Origin of the sequence: Planosporangium spinosum, assembly GCF_049999945.1 — a bacterium.
Classification (GTDB): Bacteria; Actinomycetota; Actinomycetes; order Mycobacteriales; family Micromonosporaceae; genus Planosporangium; species Planosporangium spinosum.
Genome location: NZ_JBLYUB010000021.1, coordinates 1 through 18,989, shown reverse-complemented (window position 1 = coordinate 18,989; position 18,989 = coordinate 1). Strand labels below are relative to the sequence as shown.

General features: G+C 74.3%; 14 protein-coding genes. 5 read left to right on the top strand and 9 right to left on the bottom strand.

Translation table 11 applies throughout. The features are described 5' to 3' along the window. Positions 1–31: 31 nt before the first annotated feature. The 6 genes from ACNTMW_RS24680 to ACNTMW_RS24655 all read right to left on the bottom strand — a co-directional run bounded on the left by ACNTMW_RS24680 (position 32) and on the right by ACNTMW_RS24655 (position 6,510). The gene (locus tag ACNTMW_RS24680; protein ID WP_426636159.1) at positions 32–1,123 is read right to left on the bottom strand and encodes a hypothetical protein; all 1,092 of its coding nucleotides are present in this window, start codon (positions 1,121–1,123) and stop codon (positions 32–34) included. A gap of 250 nt (positions 1,124–1,373) precedes the next feature. Further along, entirely contained in the window at positions 1,374–3,131 is a 1,758-nt protein-coding gene (gene recN, locus ACNTMW_RS24675; protein WP_426636158.1) for a DNA repair protein RecN, read from the bottom strand. A 148-nt stretch (positions 3,132–3,279) separates the two neighbouring features. Next, positions 3,280–4,188, bottom strand: coding sequence for an NAD kinase (locus ACNTMW_RS24670; protein ID WP_426636157.1), 909 nt, complete (start codon positions 4,186–4,188; stop codon positions 3,280–3,282). Next, positions 4,185–4,994: a TlyA family RNA methyltransferase gene (locus ACNTMW_RS24665; RefSeq protein ID WP_426636156.1), complete on the bottom strand. Its 810-nt coding sequence runs from the start codon at positions 4,992–4,994 to the stop codon at positions 4,185–4,187. Before ACNTMW_RS24665 ends, ACNTMW_RS24670 begins: the two co-directional genes overlap by 4 nt. A 17-nt stretch (positions 4,995–5,011) precedes the next feature. Continuing rightward, complete coding sequence (locus ACNTMW_RS24660) at positions 5,012–5,434, bottom strand: hypothetical protein (protein WP_426636154.1); 423 nt, start codon at positions 5,432–5,434, stop codon at positions 5,012–5,014. Beyond that, entirely contained in the window at positions 5,431–6,510 is a 1,080-nt protein-coding gene (locus tag ACNTMW_RS24655) for a hypothetical protein (RefSeq protein WP_426636153.1), read from the bottom strand. Before ACNTMW_RS24655 ends, ACNTMW_RS24660 begins: the two co-directional genes overlap by 4 nt. A 136-nt stretch (positions 6,511–6,646) precedes the next feature. Here ACNTMW_RS24655 and ACNTMW_RS24650 point away from each other — a divergent pair, with 136 nt between their 5' ends. Beyond that, a complete protein-coding gene (locus tag ACNTMW_RS24650) occupies positions 6,647–6,985 on the top strand; it encodes an SCP2 sterol-binding domain-containing protein (protein ID WP_426636152.1) in 339 nt (112 codons plus the stop codon). A gap of 75 nt (positions 6,986–7,060) precedes the next feature. Next, a complete protein-coding gene (locus ACNTMW_RS24645) occupies positions 7,061–7,897 on the top strand; it encodes a DinB family protein (RefSeq protein ID WP_426636151.1) in 837 nt (278 codons plus the stop codon). A gap of 82 nt (positions 7,898–7,979) precedes the next feature. Here the strand turns inward: ACNTMW_RS24645 and ACNTMW_RS24640 are convergent, their stop codons facing one another. Next, the gene (locus ACNTMW_RS24640) at positions 7,980–12,008 is read right to left on the bottom strand and encodes a hypothetical protein (RefSeq protein ID WP_426636150.1); all 4,029 of its coding nucleotides are present in this window, start codon (positions 12,006–12,008) and stop codon (positions 7,980–7,982) included. Positions 12,009–12,178: 170 nt separating this feature from the next. Here ACNTMW_RS24640 and ACNTMW_RS24635 point away from each other — a divergent pair, with 170 nt between their 5' ends. Together ACNTMW_RS24635 and ACNTMW_RS24630 are read left to right on the top strand one after the other, a co-directional pair. After that, positions 12,179–13,618 carry a nitric oxide synthase oxygenase gene (locus tag ACNTMW_RS24635; RefSeq protein WP_426636149.1) on the top strand — a complete coding sequence of 480 codons (1,440 nt, stop codon included), beginning with the start codon at positions 12,179–12,181 and terminating at the stop codon, positions 13,616–13,618. A gap of 32 nt (positions 13,619–13,650) precedes the next feature. After that, entirely contained in the window at positions 13,651–14,649 is a 999-nt protein-coding gene (locus ACNTMW_RS24630; RefSeq protein WP_426636148.1) for a zinc-binding alcohol dehydrogenase family protein, read from the top strand. A gap of 41 nt (positions 14,650–14,690) precedes the next feature. Here the strand turns inward: ACNTMW_RS24630 and ACNTMW_RS24625 are convergent, their stop codons facing one another. Together ACNTMW_RS24625 and ACNTMW_RS24620 are read right to left on the bottom strand one after the other, a co-directional pair. After that, entirely contained in the window at positions 14,691–15,671 is a 981-nt protein-coding gene (locus ACNTMW_RS24625) for an HAD-IIA family hydrolase (protein WP_426636147.1), read from the bottom strand. After that, complete coding sequence (locus ACNTMW_RS24620; protein ID WP_426636240.1) at positions 15,668–16,591, bottom strand: Replicase polyprotein 1ab; 924 nt, start codon at positions 16,589–16,591, stop codon at positions 15,668–15,670. The genes ACNTMW_RS24625 and ACNTMW_RS24620 overlap by 4 nt, the downstream gene beginning before the upstream one ends. A gap of 129 nt (positions 16,592–16,720) precedes the next feature. Here ACNTMW_RS24620 and ACNTMW_RS24615 point away from each other — a divergent pair, with 129 nt between their 5' ends. After that, positions 16,721–18,610, top strand: coding sequence for a hypothetical protein (locus ACNTMW_RS24615; RefSeq protein ID WP_426636146.1), 1,890 nt, complete (start codon positions 16,721–16,723; stop codon positions 18,608–18,610). The last annotated feature ends 379 nt before the right edge of the window (positions 18,611–18,989 follow it).

Sequence of the window (18,989 nt, the reverse complement as noted above, 5' to 3'; positions counted from 1 at the left end):
TTCGCGGCGTTGCGGTGTCCGACTGTCCCCGTCAGCGGGTGGGCGCGGCGAGCCGGTAGCCCCCGCGGGGATCCCAGCCGGCCCGCCAGCCGGCCGCGAGCGCCTCCTGCAGCACCCCGCCGACGGCGTGCTGCCAGGCGCTGGCCGCGGCCGGGTCGTCCCGGCGCAGCGCGGCGATGTCGGCCGGCACCGCGACCAGCACGGTGGGAGCGGTGGTCCAGGCCGGGTCGAGCACCGGCAGGCCGTCGGCGCCGGCGGCGACCGCCCACACCGGCTCGGCCCCGCCGCCCGCGGGTACGGCGGGCCCGCCGGTGAGGTGCCAGGCGACGAGCAACCGGTCATAGGGCAGTGGGGTGGGACTGTCGGCGTCACGGATGCCCTCGTAGCCGGGCAGGAACGCCTCTACGGTCGCGCCGAGCCGGCGCAGGTTGAGGTTGGCGTTGACCGCGGCCATGGCGTCGAACGTCCAGCGGATCTCGGTGACGCCCCGCTCGAGCGCCCAGGCCCGCTGGGCGAGCTTCAGCGCGACCGACACGCCGCGGCCCCGGGCGCCTGCCAGCACCGCCATCGGGCCGGACTGCACCAGCGGCCGGCCGTCCGCGGTCCACCCCGGCAGCGCGAGTACCACGCCGACGGGAGCCTCGCCGCTCCAGGCCAGCAGCACCGGCGCGCCGGCGGCGAGCAGGTTGCGCAGCAGGCTCGGCGGATAGAAGTGGTGTCCCACGCCCGGGGCGAAGACCGCGTCGAGGACGCCGACGGCGGCGGCGACGTCGACGTGCGTGTCGACCGGGCGGATGTCGACGCCCGCGCGGGCGGCGGCCGCTGCCGCGGGCAGGTCGGCCGGTTCCGATGGAGGTGTCGGTTCGGTGAGGGCCCCGGCCGGGTCTGCGAGGGGGTCAGGAGCGAACACCTGCCGGGTCGCGGCCTCCACCAGTTCGGTGACGGCGGCTACGGCCTCCACCGGGTCGTCGGTGAGTACCTGCGTGCCCTCGGCGGGCAGCAGTTCGGCGATGACCTCACCGATGACGGCCTCGGGCACGTCGGCGGGCAGGACATCGGCGACGGCCTCGGCGACGGCCTCGGCAAGCGGACCGGCAACGGCCTCGGTGCGGGGTTCGGACACGGCGGTCTGCCTTTGACGTGCGACGGGACGATGTGGCGACGCCGGTGTCTGAAGGCCGGCCGTCGAACGGTCACTGTCCCGGCACCGGAGGCCGGGACAGTCGAATGGCCGGTGACGTGTCGATGAACATGCCACGGCCCCTTCCACAACGCCGTCCGATCCGGCGCACGTTTGAGGTCGGGGCACTGGCCGGTTCCGCGTCACGCGGGCCGAACTCCGCTGCGCGCGGGCCGGCTCGGCTCCGCGCGGGTCAGGCCCGCTTCTCGCGGGCCGCGACCGCCAGCAACTCCTCCGCGTGCGCGATGCCCAGGTCGGAGTCGGGCAGCCCGGCCAGCATACGCGCCAGCTCACGGGCCCGTTCGGTGTCCTCCACCACCCGGACCCCGCTGGTGGTGACCGCACCCCCGGTGTCCTTGGCCACCACGAGGTGACGGTCGGCGAACGCGGCGACCTGCGGCAGGTGGGTGACGACGAGCACCTGGTGTCCACGGGCCAGCCGGGCCAGGCGCCGGCCGATCTCGACCGCGGCGCGGCCACCCACTCCGGCGTCCACCTCGTCGAACACCAGGGTCGGCGGCCCGCCGACGCCGGCGAAGACCACCTCGATGGCGAGCATCACCCGCGACAGCTCACCGCCAGAGGCACCCCGCTGCAACGGCAGCGCCGGAGCGCCCGGATGGGCGAGCAGGCGCAGCTCCACCTCGTCGGCGCCGTCACTACCGACGCCGGTCTCCGCCCCCGCCACCGTCAGCGTCGGCTCCGACCGCCCCGCCGGCTTCGCCGCGACCACGACCTCGACCCGGGCGTGCGGCATCGCCAGGCCGGCCAGCTCGGTGGTCACCTGTTCGGAGAACCTGGTGGCCGCCTCCCGGCGCGCCGCCGACAGCACCGCCGCCAGCTCGGCGACCTCGCCGGCCAGCCGCTGGCGCTCCCGGTCCAGCTCGTCGAGCAGCTCGTCGGAGGTGTCCAGCTCGGCCAGCCGGGCCCGGGCCCGATCGGCCCAGGCGATCACGCCCTCGACGTCCTCGGCGTACTTGCGGGTCAAACTCTTGAGCGCGGCCCGCCGCTCGTACACCGCCTGCAACCGGGCCGGGTCGGCGTCGAGCGCGTCCAGGTAGCTCGACAGCTCCCCCGCCACGTCGGTGACCAGTGTGGCCGCCTCGATCAGCCGGCCGGCCAGCTCCTCGAGCCGCCGGTCGACCCCGGCCTGCGCCTCCAGGGTGTTACGCGCCACGCCGAGCAGGCTGACCGCGTCGGGGACGTCGTCAGTGGCGTCCGGGCCACCCGCGATCGCCTGGTGGGCCACCTGCGCCGCGGTCCGCAGCCCCTCGGCGTGCTCGAGTCGCTGCGCCTCCTCGCGCAGCGCCTCGTCCTCCCCCGGCTGCGGGTCGACCCGGGTGATCTCGTCGAGCCCCAACCGCAGCAGGTCGGCTTCCTGGTTGCGCTCGCGGGCGTTGCGCCGCCGGTCGGCCAGGTCGTCCTCGACCTGCCGCCACCGCGCGTACAACTGCTGGAACCGCTCCAACAGCGACTCGTGCGCGGGACCGGCGAACCGGTCGAGCGCCGCCCGCTGCTCGGCCGGGCGCAGCAGCCGCAACTGGTCGGACTGGCCGTGCACCGCCACGACCTGCTCGCCGATCTCGCCGAGCACGGAGACCGGCACGGAGCGCCCGCCCACGTTGGCCCGCGAACGGCCCTCGCTGGTCACCGTGCGGCTCAGCAACAGACTGTCGTCCTCGTCGGGCTCGGCGCCGGCCTCGGCGACCCGTGCCTGCACCGCCTTACCCGACGCACCGGTCAGCCGCAGCCGGCCCTCGACCACGGCCCGGCCGAGATCAGCACGCACCCGCCCGGCGTCGGCCCGGCCGCCGAAGAGCAGCCCAAGGCTCGTGACGACCATCGTCTTACCCGCACCCGTCTCACCGGTGATGACGGTCAGGCCGTCACCGAGGGGAAGGGTCGCGTCTTCGATGACGCCGAGTCCGGTGATGCGGAGTTCCTCCAGCACAGGACAAGACAGTAGCGGGGGGGCCTGACACTCTCCAACGTCCCGCGCCGATCTCACTCCGCCGTCGCGTCCGGTACCGCTCCGTCACCGCGTCCGGTACCGCCCGGCTACCGCGCCCGGGCTCGCCGCACCGCCGTGTCCGGCCCCGCTACGTCGGCGCGTCCGGCCAGCGCTCCGCGCCGTTGGCCCGCCACCCCTCCACCGGCAGCCCGAACTTGGCCACCAGCCGGTCGGTGAACGGTTTCGGGCGCAGCCGCGTCACCCGTACCGGCAGCTGCCCGCGGGTCACCGTGATGCTCGACCCCGGCGCCAGGTCGAACGACCGGCGCCCGTCACAGGACAGGAACGCGAACGTGGTGTACGGGTCGACCGTGACCCGGACCGTCGAGGTCGGCGCGGTCACCAGCGGCCGGCTGAACAGCGCGTGCGCGCTCACCGGCACCAGCAGGATCGCCTCCAGTTCGGGCCAGACCACCGGACCGCCGGCCGACATCGCGTACGCGGTCGAGCCGGTCGGGGTGGCCACCACCACCCCGTCGCAGCCGTACCGCGACAGCGGCCGGCCGTCGACGTCGATGCGTACCTCCAGCATCTTCTCCCGGGCGCCCTTCTCGACGCTGATCTCGTTGAGCGCCCAGGACCGGGCGACGACCTCGCCGTCGCACTCGGCGATCACCTCGAGCGTGAGACGTTCGTCCACCGTGTACTCGCGGTTGACCACGTCCCGCACCGCCTGGTCGAGATCACTGATCTCGGCCTCGGCGAGGAAGCCCACGTGGCCCAGGTTGATGCCGAGCAGCGGGGCGCCGAACGGGCGGGCCAGCTCCGCGGCGCGCAGTACCGTGCCGTCCCCGCCCAACGCGAACACGATCTCGACCCCGTCTGCGGCGTACGGGCCGGTCACCGCCTCGACGCCGGGCAGGTCGAGCTGGACCGCCTCCTCGGCCAGGACCCGCACGTTGAACCCGGCCTCCAGCAGATCCCGGGTCACTGTCCGGGCCGGTTCGAAGTTCTGTCGACGCCCGGTGTGGGTGACCAGCAATGCCTCGCGGCTCATTCCGTACCTCCGCACTCCGCTACGCGCCGCACCGCCTCCTGGTTCACCGGCGGAGCATCGCGGCGGAGCCAGAGAAAGAACTCGATGTTGCCCGACGGCCCGGGTAACGGGCTGCGGACGACGCCGGCCACCCCGAGCCCCAGCTCGGCCGCGGCGGCGGCAACGTCCAGCACCGCGTCGGCGCGTACCTCGGGGTCGCGGACCACGCCACCGGCGCCGACCCGCTCCCGGCCGGCCTCGAACTGCGGCTTCACCATCGGGACCAGGTCGCCGTCCGGCGCGGTGCAGGCCGCGAGCGCGGGCAGCACCAGCCGCAGTGAGATGAACGACAGGTCGGCCACGGTCAGGTCGACCGTGCCCCCGATCACGTCCGGGGTCAACGCGCGGACGTTGGTGCGCTCCAGGACCCGTACCCGCTCGTCGGTGCGCAGCGGCCAGGCCAGCTGCCCGTACCCCACGTCGACGGCGACGACCTCGGCCGCCCCGGCGCGCAGCAGCACGTCCGTGAAGCCGCCGGTGGACGCGCCGGCGTCCAGGCAGCGCCGGCCGGCGACGGTCAACCCCTCGGGGGTGAACACCTCCAGCGCGCCGGCCAGCTTGTGTCCACCGCGGGAGACGTACTCCTCGGTCGGGTCGCCGCCGACGACCCGTACCGGATCAGCGGGATCGACCTGCGCGGCGGCCTTGCGGGCCGGTGCGCCACGGACCTCCACCCGACCGGCCTCGATGAGGGCGGCTGCCTGTTCCCGCGAACGGGCCAACCCCCGGCGGACCAGTTCGGCGTCGAGGCGGATACGACGCGCCATGATGCTGCGTAAGCTCCCTAGTTCTGCTCGATCGAGCGCAGGGTCTCCTGCAGCGTACGGTGGACCGACTCGTACACCGGGATCTGCTGGTCCGGTGGCAGCCGCTCGGCTCGTTCGAGCTCACCGAGGACCGCGTCGAGCGGCGGGTGCCCGGTCGCTCCGGAGGCTCCTGCCGGCCCGGAGGCTCCTGCCGGCCCGGCCGTCGGCGGCTGCCGCGGCGCCGGGTCCGGGGCCCGCGTGGCGGCCGCCACGGCCGCGGATTCCGGCGCCTCCGTGGACGCCGGCGCCTCCGTGGCTTCCGGCGCCTCCGTGGATTCCGGCGGCCGCGACTGCGTGGGTGGCTGCGCCGGCGCGGGCCGTGCGGGAGCGGAGCCCAGCCGTGCGGCCAGGTCTGCCAGTCGTCGCGGGTCGAACGCCGAGGGTGTGGTCGATCCGCTCACGCGCCGGCTCCGCCGGTACCCGCCTCGCCGGTGGCCTTACGGGCCGCCGTTTTCCTCGGCGGAGCCTTCTTGGCAGGGGCGCGGTTCGTGGTCGCCTTCCGGCCGGGAGCCTTCCGGGCCGGCGCCACGTCGGTCGAGCCGGCACCGGCGCCAGCGCCGGCACCGGTGGCCTTGCCGCCGGCCTTCTTCGCGGTGGCCTTCTGCCCGGTCGCCTTCTCGGCGGTGGCCTTCCGGGCCACGGCCTTGCGCCCGGTCGCCTTCTCCGCCGTGGCTTTCTGAACGGTGGTCTTCTCCGCCGTGGCCTTCCGGGCCGCGGCCTTACGCCCGGTGGCCTTCTCCGCCGCGGCCTTCTTGGCCGGCCGGGCCGTCTCGGCGCCGGTGGCCTTGGCGGCGCCCGCCTTCTTGGCCGCCTTCTTCGCGGCCTTCCGGACCGGCGCGGCGGGCTCCGCGACACCGGTACCGGTGACAGCGGCGGACCCCGCGACCGCTCCGGGCCCCACCCCGGCACCCCGCGCCATACCGGGCACGGCCGTCATCGCCTCGACGACCTCCGCCACCTCGGGACCGACCGGAGTGGGCTCGACGACGACGGCCACCTGCTCCTCGACCGGAACCACCGTCGCCAATGTCTCGGCCGCACCCAGCTCGTCGGCGGGCACCGCCACCGGCTCGGTGATCCGTGCCTCCGCGTCACTGCCGAACGGCTCGGCCGCCGTCACCGGGACCGCGACGGCCACCGCTGGCGAGCCGGCGATCATCTCGGCAGCCTCGACCTGCGCGGATGCCAGCTCGGCCTCCAACTGCCGCACCCGAGCGGTCAGCTCGGCGACCTCGTCGGCGGTGGCCAGGCCGACCCGGGCCAGCGCCCGGTCCAGCTCGGCACGTACCAGCTTGGTCAGCGCGTCCCGGTTGGCCACGCTCGTCTTGAGCAGGTCCTCGGCCAGTTCCTGAAGCTGTTCGGCGGTCACGCCGCCCTTGCCCAGCGCCCGCTTGACGGCCTTGGTGGCCTTCTTGCGCGACGCCTCGGTCAGGCCGAGCGCCAACTCCAGGTACGCCCGCCATGCTTCCTGTCGCATCGTGCGTTCCCCCTCCACCACCGTCTGGGCGACTATGCTGTGCAACGCTACCGGGGCCGGTGCAACGCTACCGGGCGAGGTGCATGTGGCGTGCGGTAGCGTGCCCAGCGACTGCACAGACATGCGGGAGTTCGGGATGGCAAGCGTGGAAGAGTGCCGTGCGGCACTGGAGCATCTGACTGACCGCATGGCGGCCCACGCCGAGCGGACCAAGGCGAAGCTCGACTTCGACCGCACGTTGAGCTGCCGCATCCCCGACCTCGGTGTCGCTTTTCACGGCCGCCTCACCGGTGGTCAGATCGTCGATGTCAGCGAGGGCGATGACCCGGCGGCGAAGCTCAAACTGACCGCCGACAGCGACGACCTGGTGGCGCTCGTGCGCGGCCAGCTCAACGCCGCGACCGCGTGGGCCAGCGGCCGGATCAAGATCGACGCCAGCCTGATGGACATGATGAAGCTGCGCAAGCTGCTCTGAGGAAGGCGATCGGCGGCCAGCTGACCGTGATCGTCGGGGCATCCGTACCGCACGTGAACCACTACCGTACGACGGATGACGGTACGGACGGCCAGCTGTCGATACGGCATCCGCCCCCGGGCGGTACACGCCGCCATCGGATCCGGGGAACTGTTCGTCGCGCTGGGCGCGCGGCGTTCGTCGGTGCACGTCGACTTTCGTCCCGGCGGCACCTTCACCACGTCGGTGGTGTCCGGCTCGTACGCCGATGTTCGCCCGGACGCCGTTGACCTGGTCCTGTCCACGGGTGGGCGGGTCCGACTCACCGTTCGCGGAACCGGTTCGACCGCCGAACTGACCGCCGTGTTCGACGGTCTCGACGACGAGACCACAGCCCGGTGGCAGGCGGCGTTCCGGCGACTCGCGCCGCCTCCCGGCCGCCTCGACGCCGAGGCTGACGAACGCCAGACGTACGACGACTGGTTGGACTTCTACCGGTCGGTGATACCGGGCAAGCTGTCCGGCCTGTCCGCCGACGATGCCCGCCGATCCCTCGTCGGCTCGCGGACGACGCTGCTCGGGCTGGCCAAGCACCTGACCGGCGTCGAACGGTACTGGTTCCAGATCGTCGTGGAGGGGCGTTCCGCGGCTGAGGTCGGTCCGAACCACCGGGGCGGCGCGGAAAGCTGGGAACTGACGCCTGACGACACGGTCGAGACGGTCCTCGCGGCCTATGCCGACGCGTGCGCGGAGTCGCGGCGGATCGCCGTGCGCCACGAGCTCACCGACACCGCGACGACCCCGCACGCCGGCGAGATCTCGGTACGGATGGTCTACACCCACATGATCGAAGAAATCGCCCGGCACGCGGGGCACGCCGACATCCTGCGCGAACTGATCGACGGTACGACCGGCGTGAACCCCGCGGGCTGACGGCGGAGCGACCGCCGCGTACTGCCCCCGTGACGATCGACGCGGCACGGCGGTGGGGTCTCGACGCCGACGGGTACCGACCTCACAGCTCGCCGTCGGCGCTCACGAAACGCGACACCACCCCGTTGCCGTTGCGCGCCACCTGCTGGACCACCACCAGTTTGGCGGCCGGGTCCCGGCCCGCCGGGGCCGCCTCGCCGGCGGCGGTGAACCTGATGACACCGGTCAGCCCGGCGTACCGCGGCAGCGCGCGCAGGCCGGCAGCGATCTGCGGCCGCGTCGGCAGCCGGGCCGGCCCGCCGGCCGGGCGCTGTGCCTCCACGGCGGTCAGCAGGACGGTCACGGCGTCGTACGCCAGCATGATGTGCCCGTTGGGCGGGGTCTGGTAGGCGCCCTCGTGGCTGTGCTCGGCCTGTACGGCCGCGTAGTCCGCGAAGAACGCCGGCAGCCGGGTGTCGGCGTGGGCGGACTCCCGGATGGCCCGCCACCCGTCGGCGGTCGGGCCGAACGTGGTGAAGAACAGGAAGTCGCTGCCGTAGTGTTCGGGGTCGAGGTCGTGGTACCCGCCCGTCTCCAACTGCGACAGGTCGTCGCCGCCCATCACCACCGCGCGTCCCGGGCAGCCCTGCTGGGGATCCTGCAGGTCCCGCAGGAGCGTGGTCGCCTCGTTCGCCCGTCCGGTGTAGACGATCAGCGGCGCGGTGCCGGCGGCGCACACCTTGCCGACGACGGACCGGAACACGTCGACCGCACCGGAGTCGTCGCGCCGGTACAGCTCGGTGTCGACCGCCGGGAACGGCGTACCGCGCGCGAGCAGGGAGGCGTAGTCACCGGCGAGGCCCGAGCTGTACAGGTCGTCGGCGTCGGAGACGATCCAGACATGCCGGCCCGCGAACCGCTCGGCGAGGAACCGCACGCCCACCTCGGCCTGGCGCATGTTGGGCGGGGCGGTACGGAAGAAGTTCGGCTTGCCGGTGAAGTCGTCACCGCTGGGCGCCGAGCCGACGATGGGCAGCCCGGCCCAGTCGCCGGCGGGCGTACCGATCGTCGCGGCGGCCCGTACGGTCTCCTGCCGGGTCTGCCCCATCCCGGTGACGCCCACGATCGACGGGTCGGCGCCGGCCCGCTCGCGGATCAGTTCGGCGGTGCGCCCGGCGTACCGGGAGTTGCCGCCGAAGTTGGCGAACAGCAGCCGTACCGGTACCCGCTTGCCGAGGAAGCCGTCGTCGATGTGGTTCCACCTCAACTGCGCCAGGTAGGCCCCGCGCACCTCGTTGACCCCGGCGGACAGGTCGCGCTTGTTGGGCTCGACGACGGAGCTGAGCATCGTGGCGACCACCACGGTGGCGTACGGCACGTGCCGCCGCCGGGCCTGCCGCACGGCCTCGGCGTTCTCGGCGGCGACGAGTCGGGTCAGCACCGCGACCTCGGTGTCGCTGGGTGTGTCCGCGCCGTCGATGAAGGGCCCGGCGGCGTCGGTGACGCCGATGCACTGGCCGTCGTCCATCCGCAGCAGGACGGCCCGGTCGCGGCCCAGGGCGGGCAGCCGCAGCCGGTCGGCGGCCGTGTACCCCGGGCGGGCGCAGTGCGCCTGCCAGTACGTCAGGTACCGCGCGGCGTACCCCGTCACGGCCACCGCGACGCAGACGGCGACGACCGCCGCACCGGTCCGCCTCGGCAGCCAGATGCGCGGGTACTCGGGCCGCGGCACCGCGGTCGCCCACGGCGGCGGTGCCGGCGGGTCGACCGGGGCACCGGCCTCGTCGGCCCGCGCCAGCCGACGGTAGTGCGCCGCCCGCACCCCGGCGGCGGACGGTGCCCCGGCGGCGGACGGTGCCCCGGCGGCCGAAGCCGCCCCGGCGGCGGACGGTGCCCCGGCGGCCGAAGCCGCCCCGGCGGCGTCGACGGCGAGGTAGGCCGCGGCGACGGCGTCGAGCCGGTCGGCGGTCCACCGGTCGGTACCCGTGCAGGAGCGCAGCGCCCAGACCGCCCGTACCAGGTCCTCGGCGGCCCGGCGGGCGGGCGCCGGTACGTCGGCGCGGGCGGCCGCCGGTACGGGCGGCGGAGGGTCGGCGGCGTCGGCCGCACCGGCCACGGTGGCACCGTCGGGCACGCCGGTGGTCCAGCGCGCCGGCAGCGCCCGCGTCAACCGACCGAGGCCCAGCGGCTCGCGCCGGCCCGCCTCCAGCGGCCGGGCCCGCTCGAGGCGCGCGGTGGCCAGCGGTACCGGCGGTTGCGGCGCCTCGGCGAGGCTCTCCAGCAGCAGCGGCCAGTCCGGCCGGCGCAGCCGCGACCACGCGAGGACCGCCTCGGTCGCCGGCCGCACGTCGCCGAGGGCCAGCGCGTGGTAGATCATCTCGTGCAGGGCGGCCTCACCGTGCCCGGCCCGCCGCCGGTGGAACTCGTGGAACAGCCGCTGGGTCTCCTCGTACCCGGGCCCGGCACCGGCGCGCCCCTCGCGTAGCTGGACGCAGAGCAGGTCGCGCAGCAGCGGGTGCATGACGAGGTGGTCGTCGCCGTCGGCGCGCATGAAGCTGTACGTGGCCAGCCGCGACCAGGTGGTACGGGCGTCGAGGTGGCTGTCCAGCCGCGGCATCAGCTCGGCGAGCATCTCCCGGTCGAGCCGGCGCGGCACGGCCAGCCGGGCGAGGACCCGCCGGTGGTAGCGGCGTTCGTCGCTCTCGTCCTCGGGGAAGCGCTGCAGGAACCGCTGGACGAGGAGATCTTCGACGGTACGTGGGGAGCCGGGCAGGCCGTCGACCGGTTCGGCGAGCATCGTGCGTACCACCGGGGTGGCCCGGTCCAGCCGGGCCCGGTTGGCCAGCGCGTCGCCGACGAGCGCCACGGCGAGCGGATGCCCCCGGGTGACGGCGTGCAGCTCCTCGGCGAGGGTTTCGCGGCGGCCGGTGCGCTCCTGCTGTCGGCTCCACTCCACCAGGAACTGCCGGGTATGGGTGGCGGTGAACGACGACAGCAGCACCGGCAGGTACGCCGTCGGCCGGGGCCGGTCCGGGTCGACGTCCGCCCGCCAGCGCTGGTACACCTCCAGCGCCAGGGTCAGCGCGCGCGGCACCTCGCCGGGGTCGCCGTCGGTATCGGTGTATCCGGCCGCCTCGGCGACCTCGGCGTCGTCGAGGCAGCCCGGCAGGTCGGGGCGGGCCTGCTCGGTGGCGACCACCAGCAGCGGTACCCGCGGCTGCCGCAGCTTGCCCTCGGCCAGCAGTTCGAGGACGGTGGGACCGCCCCGGTCGGCGCGTCGCGGCACCGTCCCGGTCAGCCGGTTCTCCTCGTCGGGGTGGAGCAGGTCGGCTCCGTCGAGCAGGAGCACACAGTTGAGTTTGCGGTAGCGCCGGCGGTGCCGGTACGCGTCGCCGATGTCGGCGAGGAAGGCCGCGACGAGCAGCCGGTCGGCGACCAGCCGCCGGCGCGGGTCGGGCCGCTCGTCGGCGTCCCAGACGCTGTCCCACAGGCGGGCCAGCACCACCGCCGCCGGGCAGCCCTGGGGCAGTTCGGGGTCCAGGCGCGGTGCCTGCCGCTCGTACCACGACAGGGTCCGGGCCAGGTCGGGCAGCACCGGTGCCCGTAACCAGCGCAGGCCGGCCGGCGCCGCCACGGCCGCGAGCCGGACCCAGGTCAGCAGCGCGACGAAGGCGGCGCCGATCGCGGCCAGCCAGGAGATGCCGACCGCGACGGTGGCCGCCGCCTCGCTGACCACGGTCGGCTGGCCGGCCACCACCCGCGCCGCCCGCTTCTCCCGCTCCCGGGTGCCGCGGGGCCGCGGCGCGGCGAGGATCCGCATGGCCAGCTCGAACCGGGGCAGCGCGAGGCGCCCGAACTGCCGGTTGGAGTACCGGTGGAGGTCGTTGGCCGCCTTGGTGAGCACGTCGCGGCAGGTCTTGGAGCCGGCGTCGTCGAAGTTGACGTACGCGACCGGGGCCAGGTTGCGCCACCGCTCCTCGACGTGCTCCAGCAGCTTGGTCTTGCCGGCGCCGCCCGGCCCGAACGCCATCACCACCGGCAACGGCCGCTGGCCGCTGTGGATCAGCACCTCCAGCAGCGCGGCCGTGGTGTCGCGACCGACCAGGGCGAAGTCCGTCTCGACAGCCGTCAACCCGCACCCCTCCACGCCATCCGGACCGACAGCGTATCCATCGGTCCGCATCTGTGGGATAGCGCATTGTGCACGAGATCGCGCGCGGGTGTCGCGTAACTGACAAGAAACGTTCACACTCCTCTATGTAGTTGCCTACTCACTCTCGGTAGGAAGATGGGGAGCGCGCTATGGGCATACCGGGATATCGCGGCCATTCCTCGCTGTCCTGGGATCCGGCGGCGCCGGTCGACCCGGCCGAGGCGGAGGAGTTCCTGTGCCTGCTGCACCAGGAGCACCCCGGGTTGGGCCCGGTCCGGCCACGCCTGGACCGGGTACGCCGGGAGATCGCCGAGACCGGCACGTACACGCACACGCCCGAGGAACTGGCCTTCGGCGCACGGGTGGCCTGGCGCAACGCCAGCCGGTGCATCGGCCGGCTGTACTGGCGCAGTCTGCTCGTCCGCGACCTGCGCGGGATCCGCGAGCCGGAGGCGGTCTTCGCCGAACTGGTCCGCCACCTGGAGAACGCCGCCGCGCCCCCGGACGACCGGCACGGCCCCCGCACCGCCCGGCGCATCCGGCCGGTCATCTCGGTCTTCGACCCGGCCGCGCCCGGCACCGGCACCCCGGTACGGGTCTGGAACGACCAGCTCATCCGCTACGCCGGCTACCGCAACACCGACGGCACCGTCGTCGGCGACCCCCGCTACGTGGAGTTCACCGAGTCCGTCACCGCCCTCGGCTGGCGCGGCAGGGGCGGTCGCTTCGACGTCCTCCCCCTGGTCATCGAGTCACCGCGGTGCGGCCCGCGGCTGTTCGACCTGCCGGCACACGCCGTCGTCGAGGTCCCGCTGGCCCACCCGTCGTACCCGTGGTTCGCCCGGCTCGGCCTGCGCTGGCACGCGGTACCCGCCATCTCGAACATGCGGCTGAGCATCGGCGGCGTCAACTACCCCCTCGCACCCTTCAACGGCTGGTACATGGGCACCGAGATCGGCGCCCGCAACCTCGCCGACCCGGACCGCTACCACCAGCTGCCCGTCATCGCCGCGCGGCTCGGGCTCGACACCACCACCGAAACCACGCTCTGGCGAGACCGCGCCCTCGTCGAACTCAACCGCGCGGTGCTCTGGTCGTTCGAACGCGCCGGCATCCGCATCAGCGACCACCACACCGAATCCCGCCGCTTCCTCGACCACATCGCCAAGGAGCACCGCGCCGGCCGACCCACCCCCGCCGATTGGACCTGGATCGTGCCCCCCATCTCCGGCGCCGCCACCCCCGTCTTCCACCGCTACTACCACGAAGCAGACCTTCGCCCGAACTTCTACCTCGACGCCGAGGCCGCCCACCTCGCCCATTACGGCCGTGGCCGCGCCACCGTCCACCCCGCCGGCCACGCAGCCACCTGCCCCGTCACCGGACAGGCCAACGGCCGGACCGGGCCACGCCAGCAGTGCACGCGCCCCGTCACCGCCGCCGGCATCGCCAGCCAACCGGCCGACCCTGCCGCCACCGTCACCGCCGCCGGCATCGCCAGCCAGCCGGCCGCCCCCGCCGACACCGTGGCCATCCCCCGGCTGCGCCCGGCGGTACCCGGCGGGTACGCCCAGCCCTCGATCCAATAGCCGATCTTCATCAACGGACGCAGACTTGGTTCATGCGCGCCTGGCAGGTCCACCGTCCCGGCCCGGTCGAGACCGGACCGCTGCGACTGGTCGACATCCCGGTTCCCCCACCCGGTCCCACCGAGTTGCTGGTACAGGTCCGTGCCTGCGCCGTCTGCCGCACCGACCTGCACGTCGCCGAGGGCGACCTCCCCGTCCACAAGCCGGACGTGGTACCCGGCCACGAGGTCGTCGGCACGGTCGCCGCCACCGGCAACGACGTGGAGGGCTTCCTCATCGGTGAACGGGTCGGCATCGCCTGGCTGCGCCACACCGACGGGGTGTGCGCGTACTGCCAGCGCGGCCGCGAGAACCTATGCCCGCAGTCGCGCTACACCGGCTGGGACGCCGACGGCGGCTACGCCGAGTACGCATGCGTGCCGGCCGACTTCGCCTACCGGCTTCCCGAGGGGTACGACGACGCCGAACTCGCCCCACTGCTGTGCGCCGGGATCATCGGGTTCCGGGCGCTGCGCCGCGCCGACCTGCCACCCGGCGGCCGGCTGGGCATCTACGGCTTCGGCGGGTCGGCACACCTGGCCATGCAGGTCGCGCTCGCGCAGGGCGCCACCGTGCACGTGCTGACCCGGTCGGGGGCCCATCAGGAACTCGCCCTGGAACTGGGCGCCACGTCGGTCGGGGACGCCACCGACGAACCGCCCGAGCGACTCGACTCGGCCATCCTGTTCGCGCCGGCCGGCGACCTGGTACCGACGGCGCTCGCGGCACTGGACCGCGGCGGGACCCTCGCGATCGCCGGAATCCATCTCACCGACGTGCCGCCGCTGCACTACGAGCGGCACCTGTTCTACGAGCGCAACCTGCGCAGCGTCACCGCCAACACCCGCGACGACGGGCGGGACTTCCTCGCCTTCGCGGCCGAACACCGGCTGCGGGTGCGGACGACCGGCTACCCACTCGACGCCGCCGACCGGGCCCTGGCCGACCTCGCGGCCGACCGGGTCAACGGCGCCGCCGTGCTCATCCCGTGACGCTCACGGCCGCGCTCAGCCGGTAAGGACCGCGACCGCGCTCAGCCGATGAGGCCCAGGACGCGTAGGGCCCGTTCGGCGTCCGGTCCGTCGGCGGCGGGCGCACCGTCGAGAGCCGTCGCCCCCGCGAGTACCCGCAGGGCCGCGACCGGGTCACCGCTGCCGGACAGCCGGCCGTCGCTGACCCGCCAGGTGCTGTCCTTCGGCGGTACCCGCACCTCGTCCGCGGGCGCGAAGAGACCGCCGAGATCGGCGGCCAGGTAGGTGGGTCGCCGCTGCGCCGGCGCGGCCAGCACGTCCGCCGGCTGGCCGGCCCCGGTGAGGACCAGCAGGCTGTCCATACCGGCCCGGTGCGCACCCTCCACGTCGGTGTCCACCCGGTCCCCGACGACCAGCGCGCGACGCGCCCCCCGGGCCCGGGCAACCTGCTCGAACAGGGTCGGCTCGGGCTTGCCCACGACCACGTCGGGCTGCCGGCCCAGGGCCGTGGCCAGGGCCGCCACCAGTGACCCGTTGCCCGGCAGCGGCCCGCGCGGGGTCGGCAGCGTACGGTCCGCGTTCGTCGCGATCCAGCTCGCCCCGGCCCGGATGGCCACCGACGCCTCGGCCAACTGCTCCCAGCCGACCTTCGGGCCGAAGCCCTGCACGACCGCCACCGGGGACTCCTCGGCCAGGCGTACCGGCCGCAGGCCGACGTCGGCGACCTCGTCGTACAGCGCCGGCGCCCCGACGACGAGCACCTGGCTGCCGGCCGGCAGGCGGTCGGCCAGGACCCGGGCGGACGCCTGCGCCGCCGTCGTCACCTCGTGGCTTTGAGCCGGTACGCCCAGCGACGTCAGCAGCGCGGCCACCTCGGCCGCCCGGCGGGAGGCGTTGTTCGTCGCGTACGCCCGGGGCACGCCCCGCCCGCGCAGCTCCGCCAACGCCTCCGGTGCGCCCGCGACGGGCTGGTCTCCCAGGTACACGACCCCGTCAAGGTCGAAGATGACGAGGTCGTACCCGTCAACGAGCGCATCCCTCACCGGCTGTCGTCCTCCCGTCCGCCATGCTTGGGCGTTCCGGGATCGTCGGCGTTCCCACCACGGTCACGCTCCCGCGCCGTGACGTCGAGGTCGTTGTCCTTCTCGCCGCGGTCCCGGGACCTGTCGTCACGGTCCTCGTCCTCGTCGAGATCCTCGTCCTCGATCGTCTCCTCGTCGACGTCCTCCTCGCCGAGGAGCTCGCGGACCTCCGCCTCGATGTCGTCGTCCGCCTCGATGTCGTCCTCGTCGTCGAGGACGGCCTCGTCGTCGATGTCGTCCTCGTCGGCGGCGGTGTCGCGGAGCTCGTCCTCGTCCTCGTCCTCCTCGAACGCCACGTCGACGTCGTCGAGCACGACACCGTCGAGCTCCAGCATCCGTTCGGCGGCGGCGGTGTTCAACTCGTCGTCGATGTCGGCCGCCCGGCCGAACCACTCCCGGGCCTCGTCGCGCCGGCCGGCGGCCAGCAGCGCCTCCGCGTACGCGTACCGCAGCCGCGCGACCCACGGTTCCCGTGACGCCGCCGTCAGCTCCCGTACCTGCAGCATCGCCACGGCCGCGTCGCGCTGGCCCATGTCACCGCGCGCACCGGCGGCCACGATGAGCAGCTCGGCCGCCTCGTCCGGCGCCAGCTTCGACCGGTCGGCCGTACGGTAGATGTCGATGGCGCGCTCCGGCCGGCCCTGCGCCCGCTCGGCGTCGGCGATGACCGCCAGGTGGGTCTGCCGGCCGGTCAGCCGGTGGTATGTGCGCAGCTCCGCGATCGCGGACTGCCACTCGCCGTTGCGGTACGCGGCCAGGCCGAGCGCCTCCCGTACCGGGGCGATCCGGGGAGCGAGTTGCCGGGCCGCCCGGGCGTGCCCGAGCGCCGTCACCGGATCGTCATCGAGCAGCTCACCGGTGGCGAGCAGGTGACGGGCCACCGCGTCGGCCGTGGACTGCGACAGGCTGCGCAGCTCGTCGCGTACCTCGCGGGCCAGGTCACGCGGGTTGACGTCGGCCGGCGGCGCCGGCAGCAGGTCCACTCCGGCACCCTCGGGCTGGGCGTCACCGTGCCCGTTGTCCCTGGCCGGCCCGCGCGCCCAACGGCCACGGTCACGGTCACGGTCCTCCCGGAAGCCACGGTCCTCCCGGAAACCTCGGCCCTCGCGCGGGCCACGCTCATCCCGGAAACCGCGCCCACGGTCGCCACCGAAGCCGCGCTCCCGGTCACCACGGAATCCCCGCTGGTCGCGGTCACCGCGGAATCCGCGCTGGTCCCGGTCACCACGGAAGTCACGCTGGTTCCGGTCGTCCGGGTAGCCGGGCTCGGGGCGCTCCTCCGTAACCTCACCAGCTGGCTCCGCCGTGACCTCCGGTGTCGGACCTCCGGCGGCCGGCTCGACCAGCCCTACCGATTCGTCGCCGACGAAGGCACCCAACTCGGCCTCGCCGACGGCACCCGCCGTCGCCGCGTCTTCCAGGTCGACCGGCCGGTCGTCGGATCCGATGGGCGTCGGCTCGGCAACCGACCGGCGCGTCTCCTCGAACCCGGCACCGCGCTCGCCGCGGTCGTCGCCGTGCCGGCGCGGGCCCGCCTCCTGGCGGTACCCGCCCGGCCCCCGGTCCCGGTCACCACGGAACCCACGGTCGTCACGGAAGCCCCGGTCCTCGCGGAAGCCTCGCCGCTGGTCGCGGTCCCCGCGGTAACCACCCTGGTCACGGTCCCGGTCACCCCGGTAGCCGCCGCGGTCGCCCCCACGGTCCGACCGGTATCCGCGGTCCTGGAACCCGGACCGGTCACCACGGTATCCCCCGCGGTCACGGTCGCCGCCGAAGCCACCCCGTTCCCGGTCCGGGCGGTATCCCCGGTCCCGATCGCCGTAACGCGGACGATCATCCCGATCCCGGGACCCGCCCTGCGGGCGGTCCGGGCGCGCGCCGGCCTCGTCCCGACGCCAACCGCCACGATCAGCACCGCGGTCCCGGTCGAAGCCGCGATCACCGCGGTCACGGTCGAACTGACGACCACCCCGGTCCCGGTCGAAGCCACGGCCACCCTGAGCCGGTCCACGGTCCCGGTCGAAGCCACGGCCACCCGGCGCACCACCACGGTCCCGGTCGAAGCCGCGACCGCCCGGCGCACCACCACGGTCCCGGTCAAACCCGCCACCGCCCGGCGCACCACCACGGTCCCGGTCGAAGCCACGGCCGCCCGGCGCACCACCGCGGTCCCGGTCGAAGCCGCGACCGCCCGGCGCACCACCACGGTCCCGGTCGAACCCGCGACCGCCCGGCGCACCACCGCGGTCCCGGTCGAAGCCACGGCCGCCCGGCGCACCACCACGGTCCCGGTCGAAGCCACGGCCGCCCGGCGCACCACCACGGTCCCGGTCGAAGCCACGGCCGCCCGGCGCACCACCACGGTCCCGGTCGAAGCCACGGCCACCCGGCGCACCACCACGGTCCCGGTCGAAGCCACGGCCGCCCGGCGCACCACCACGGTCCCGGTCGAACCCGCGACCGCCCGGCGCACCACCACGGTCCCGGTCGAACCCGCGACCGCCCGGCGCACCACCACGGTCCCGGTCGAACCCGCGACCGCCCGGCGCACCACCACGGTCCCGGTCGAACCCGCGACCGCCCGGCGCACCACGGTCACCGTGGTCGCGGCGTTCGAATCCACGACCAGGTCGCCCGGCGTCGCCGTCACGGCCGCCGCGGTAGCCACCACCGTCCCGATCACGTCCATACCCCGAGGATCCACCGCGGCCTTCGGCTGGGCGTCCGTGTCGGCTGTCCTGATCACCGCTACCGCGGGGACCACCGCTCTGCGTTCTGTCATCGCCGCGCCGCGGCTGGCGCGCGTGGTCACCTTCGTCGCGGCCACGGCGCTCATATGGCGAAGAGTTCACAGGTACATCCTTACGTGGTGGACCGGGAGGGGTATGCGCGGGGTCTAGAAACGCGTCGAGGGCCGGCCCCTCGTGGGGGCGACCCTCACTTGTCGACGACTCCCGGCGGTCATCTACTCTCCCACACTCGCTGAGCGCAAATACCACCGACCCCGAGATAGGCACAGCCGGCGGCGCCACAAGTCTTTGGATACCCGATTTGGTAACCGGTACTCAGAGAACAGAAAAGCACCCCGGTCGGGGCGCCCCGCGCGACGGGCCCGCGGCTGCCCGGCCGCGCCGCGACAATGCGCCCCGGGTCCGGGGTAACCGGGGCCGGATACGGGTCGAGGCCCACCCGGACGGGTGGGCCTCGACTCCGAAGATGTCCGGCGGCGTCCTACTCTCCCACACCCTCCCGGGTGCAGTACCATCGGCGCTGGAGGGC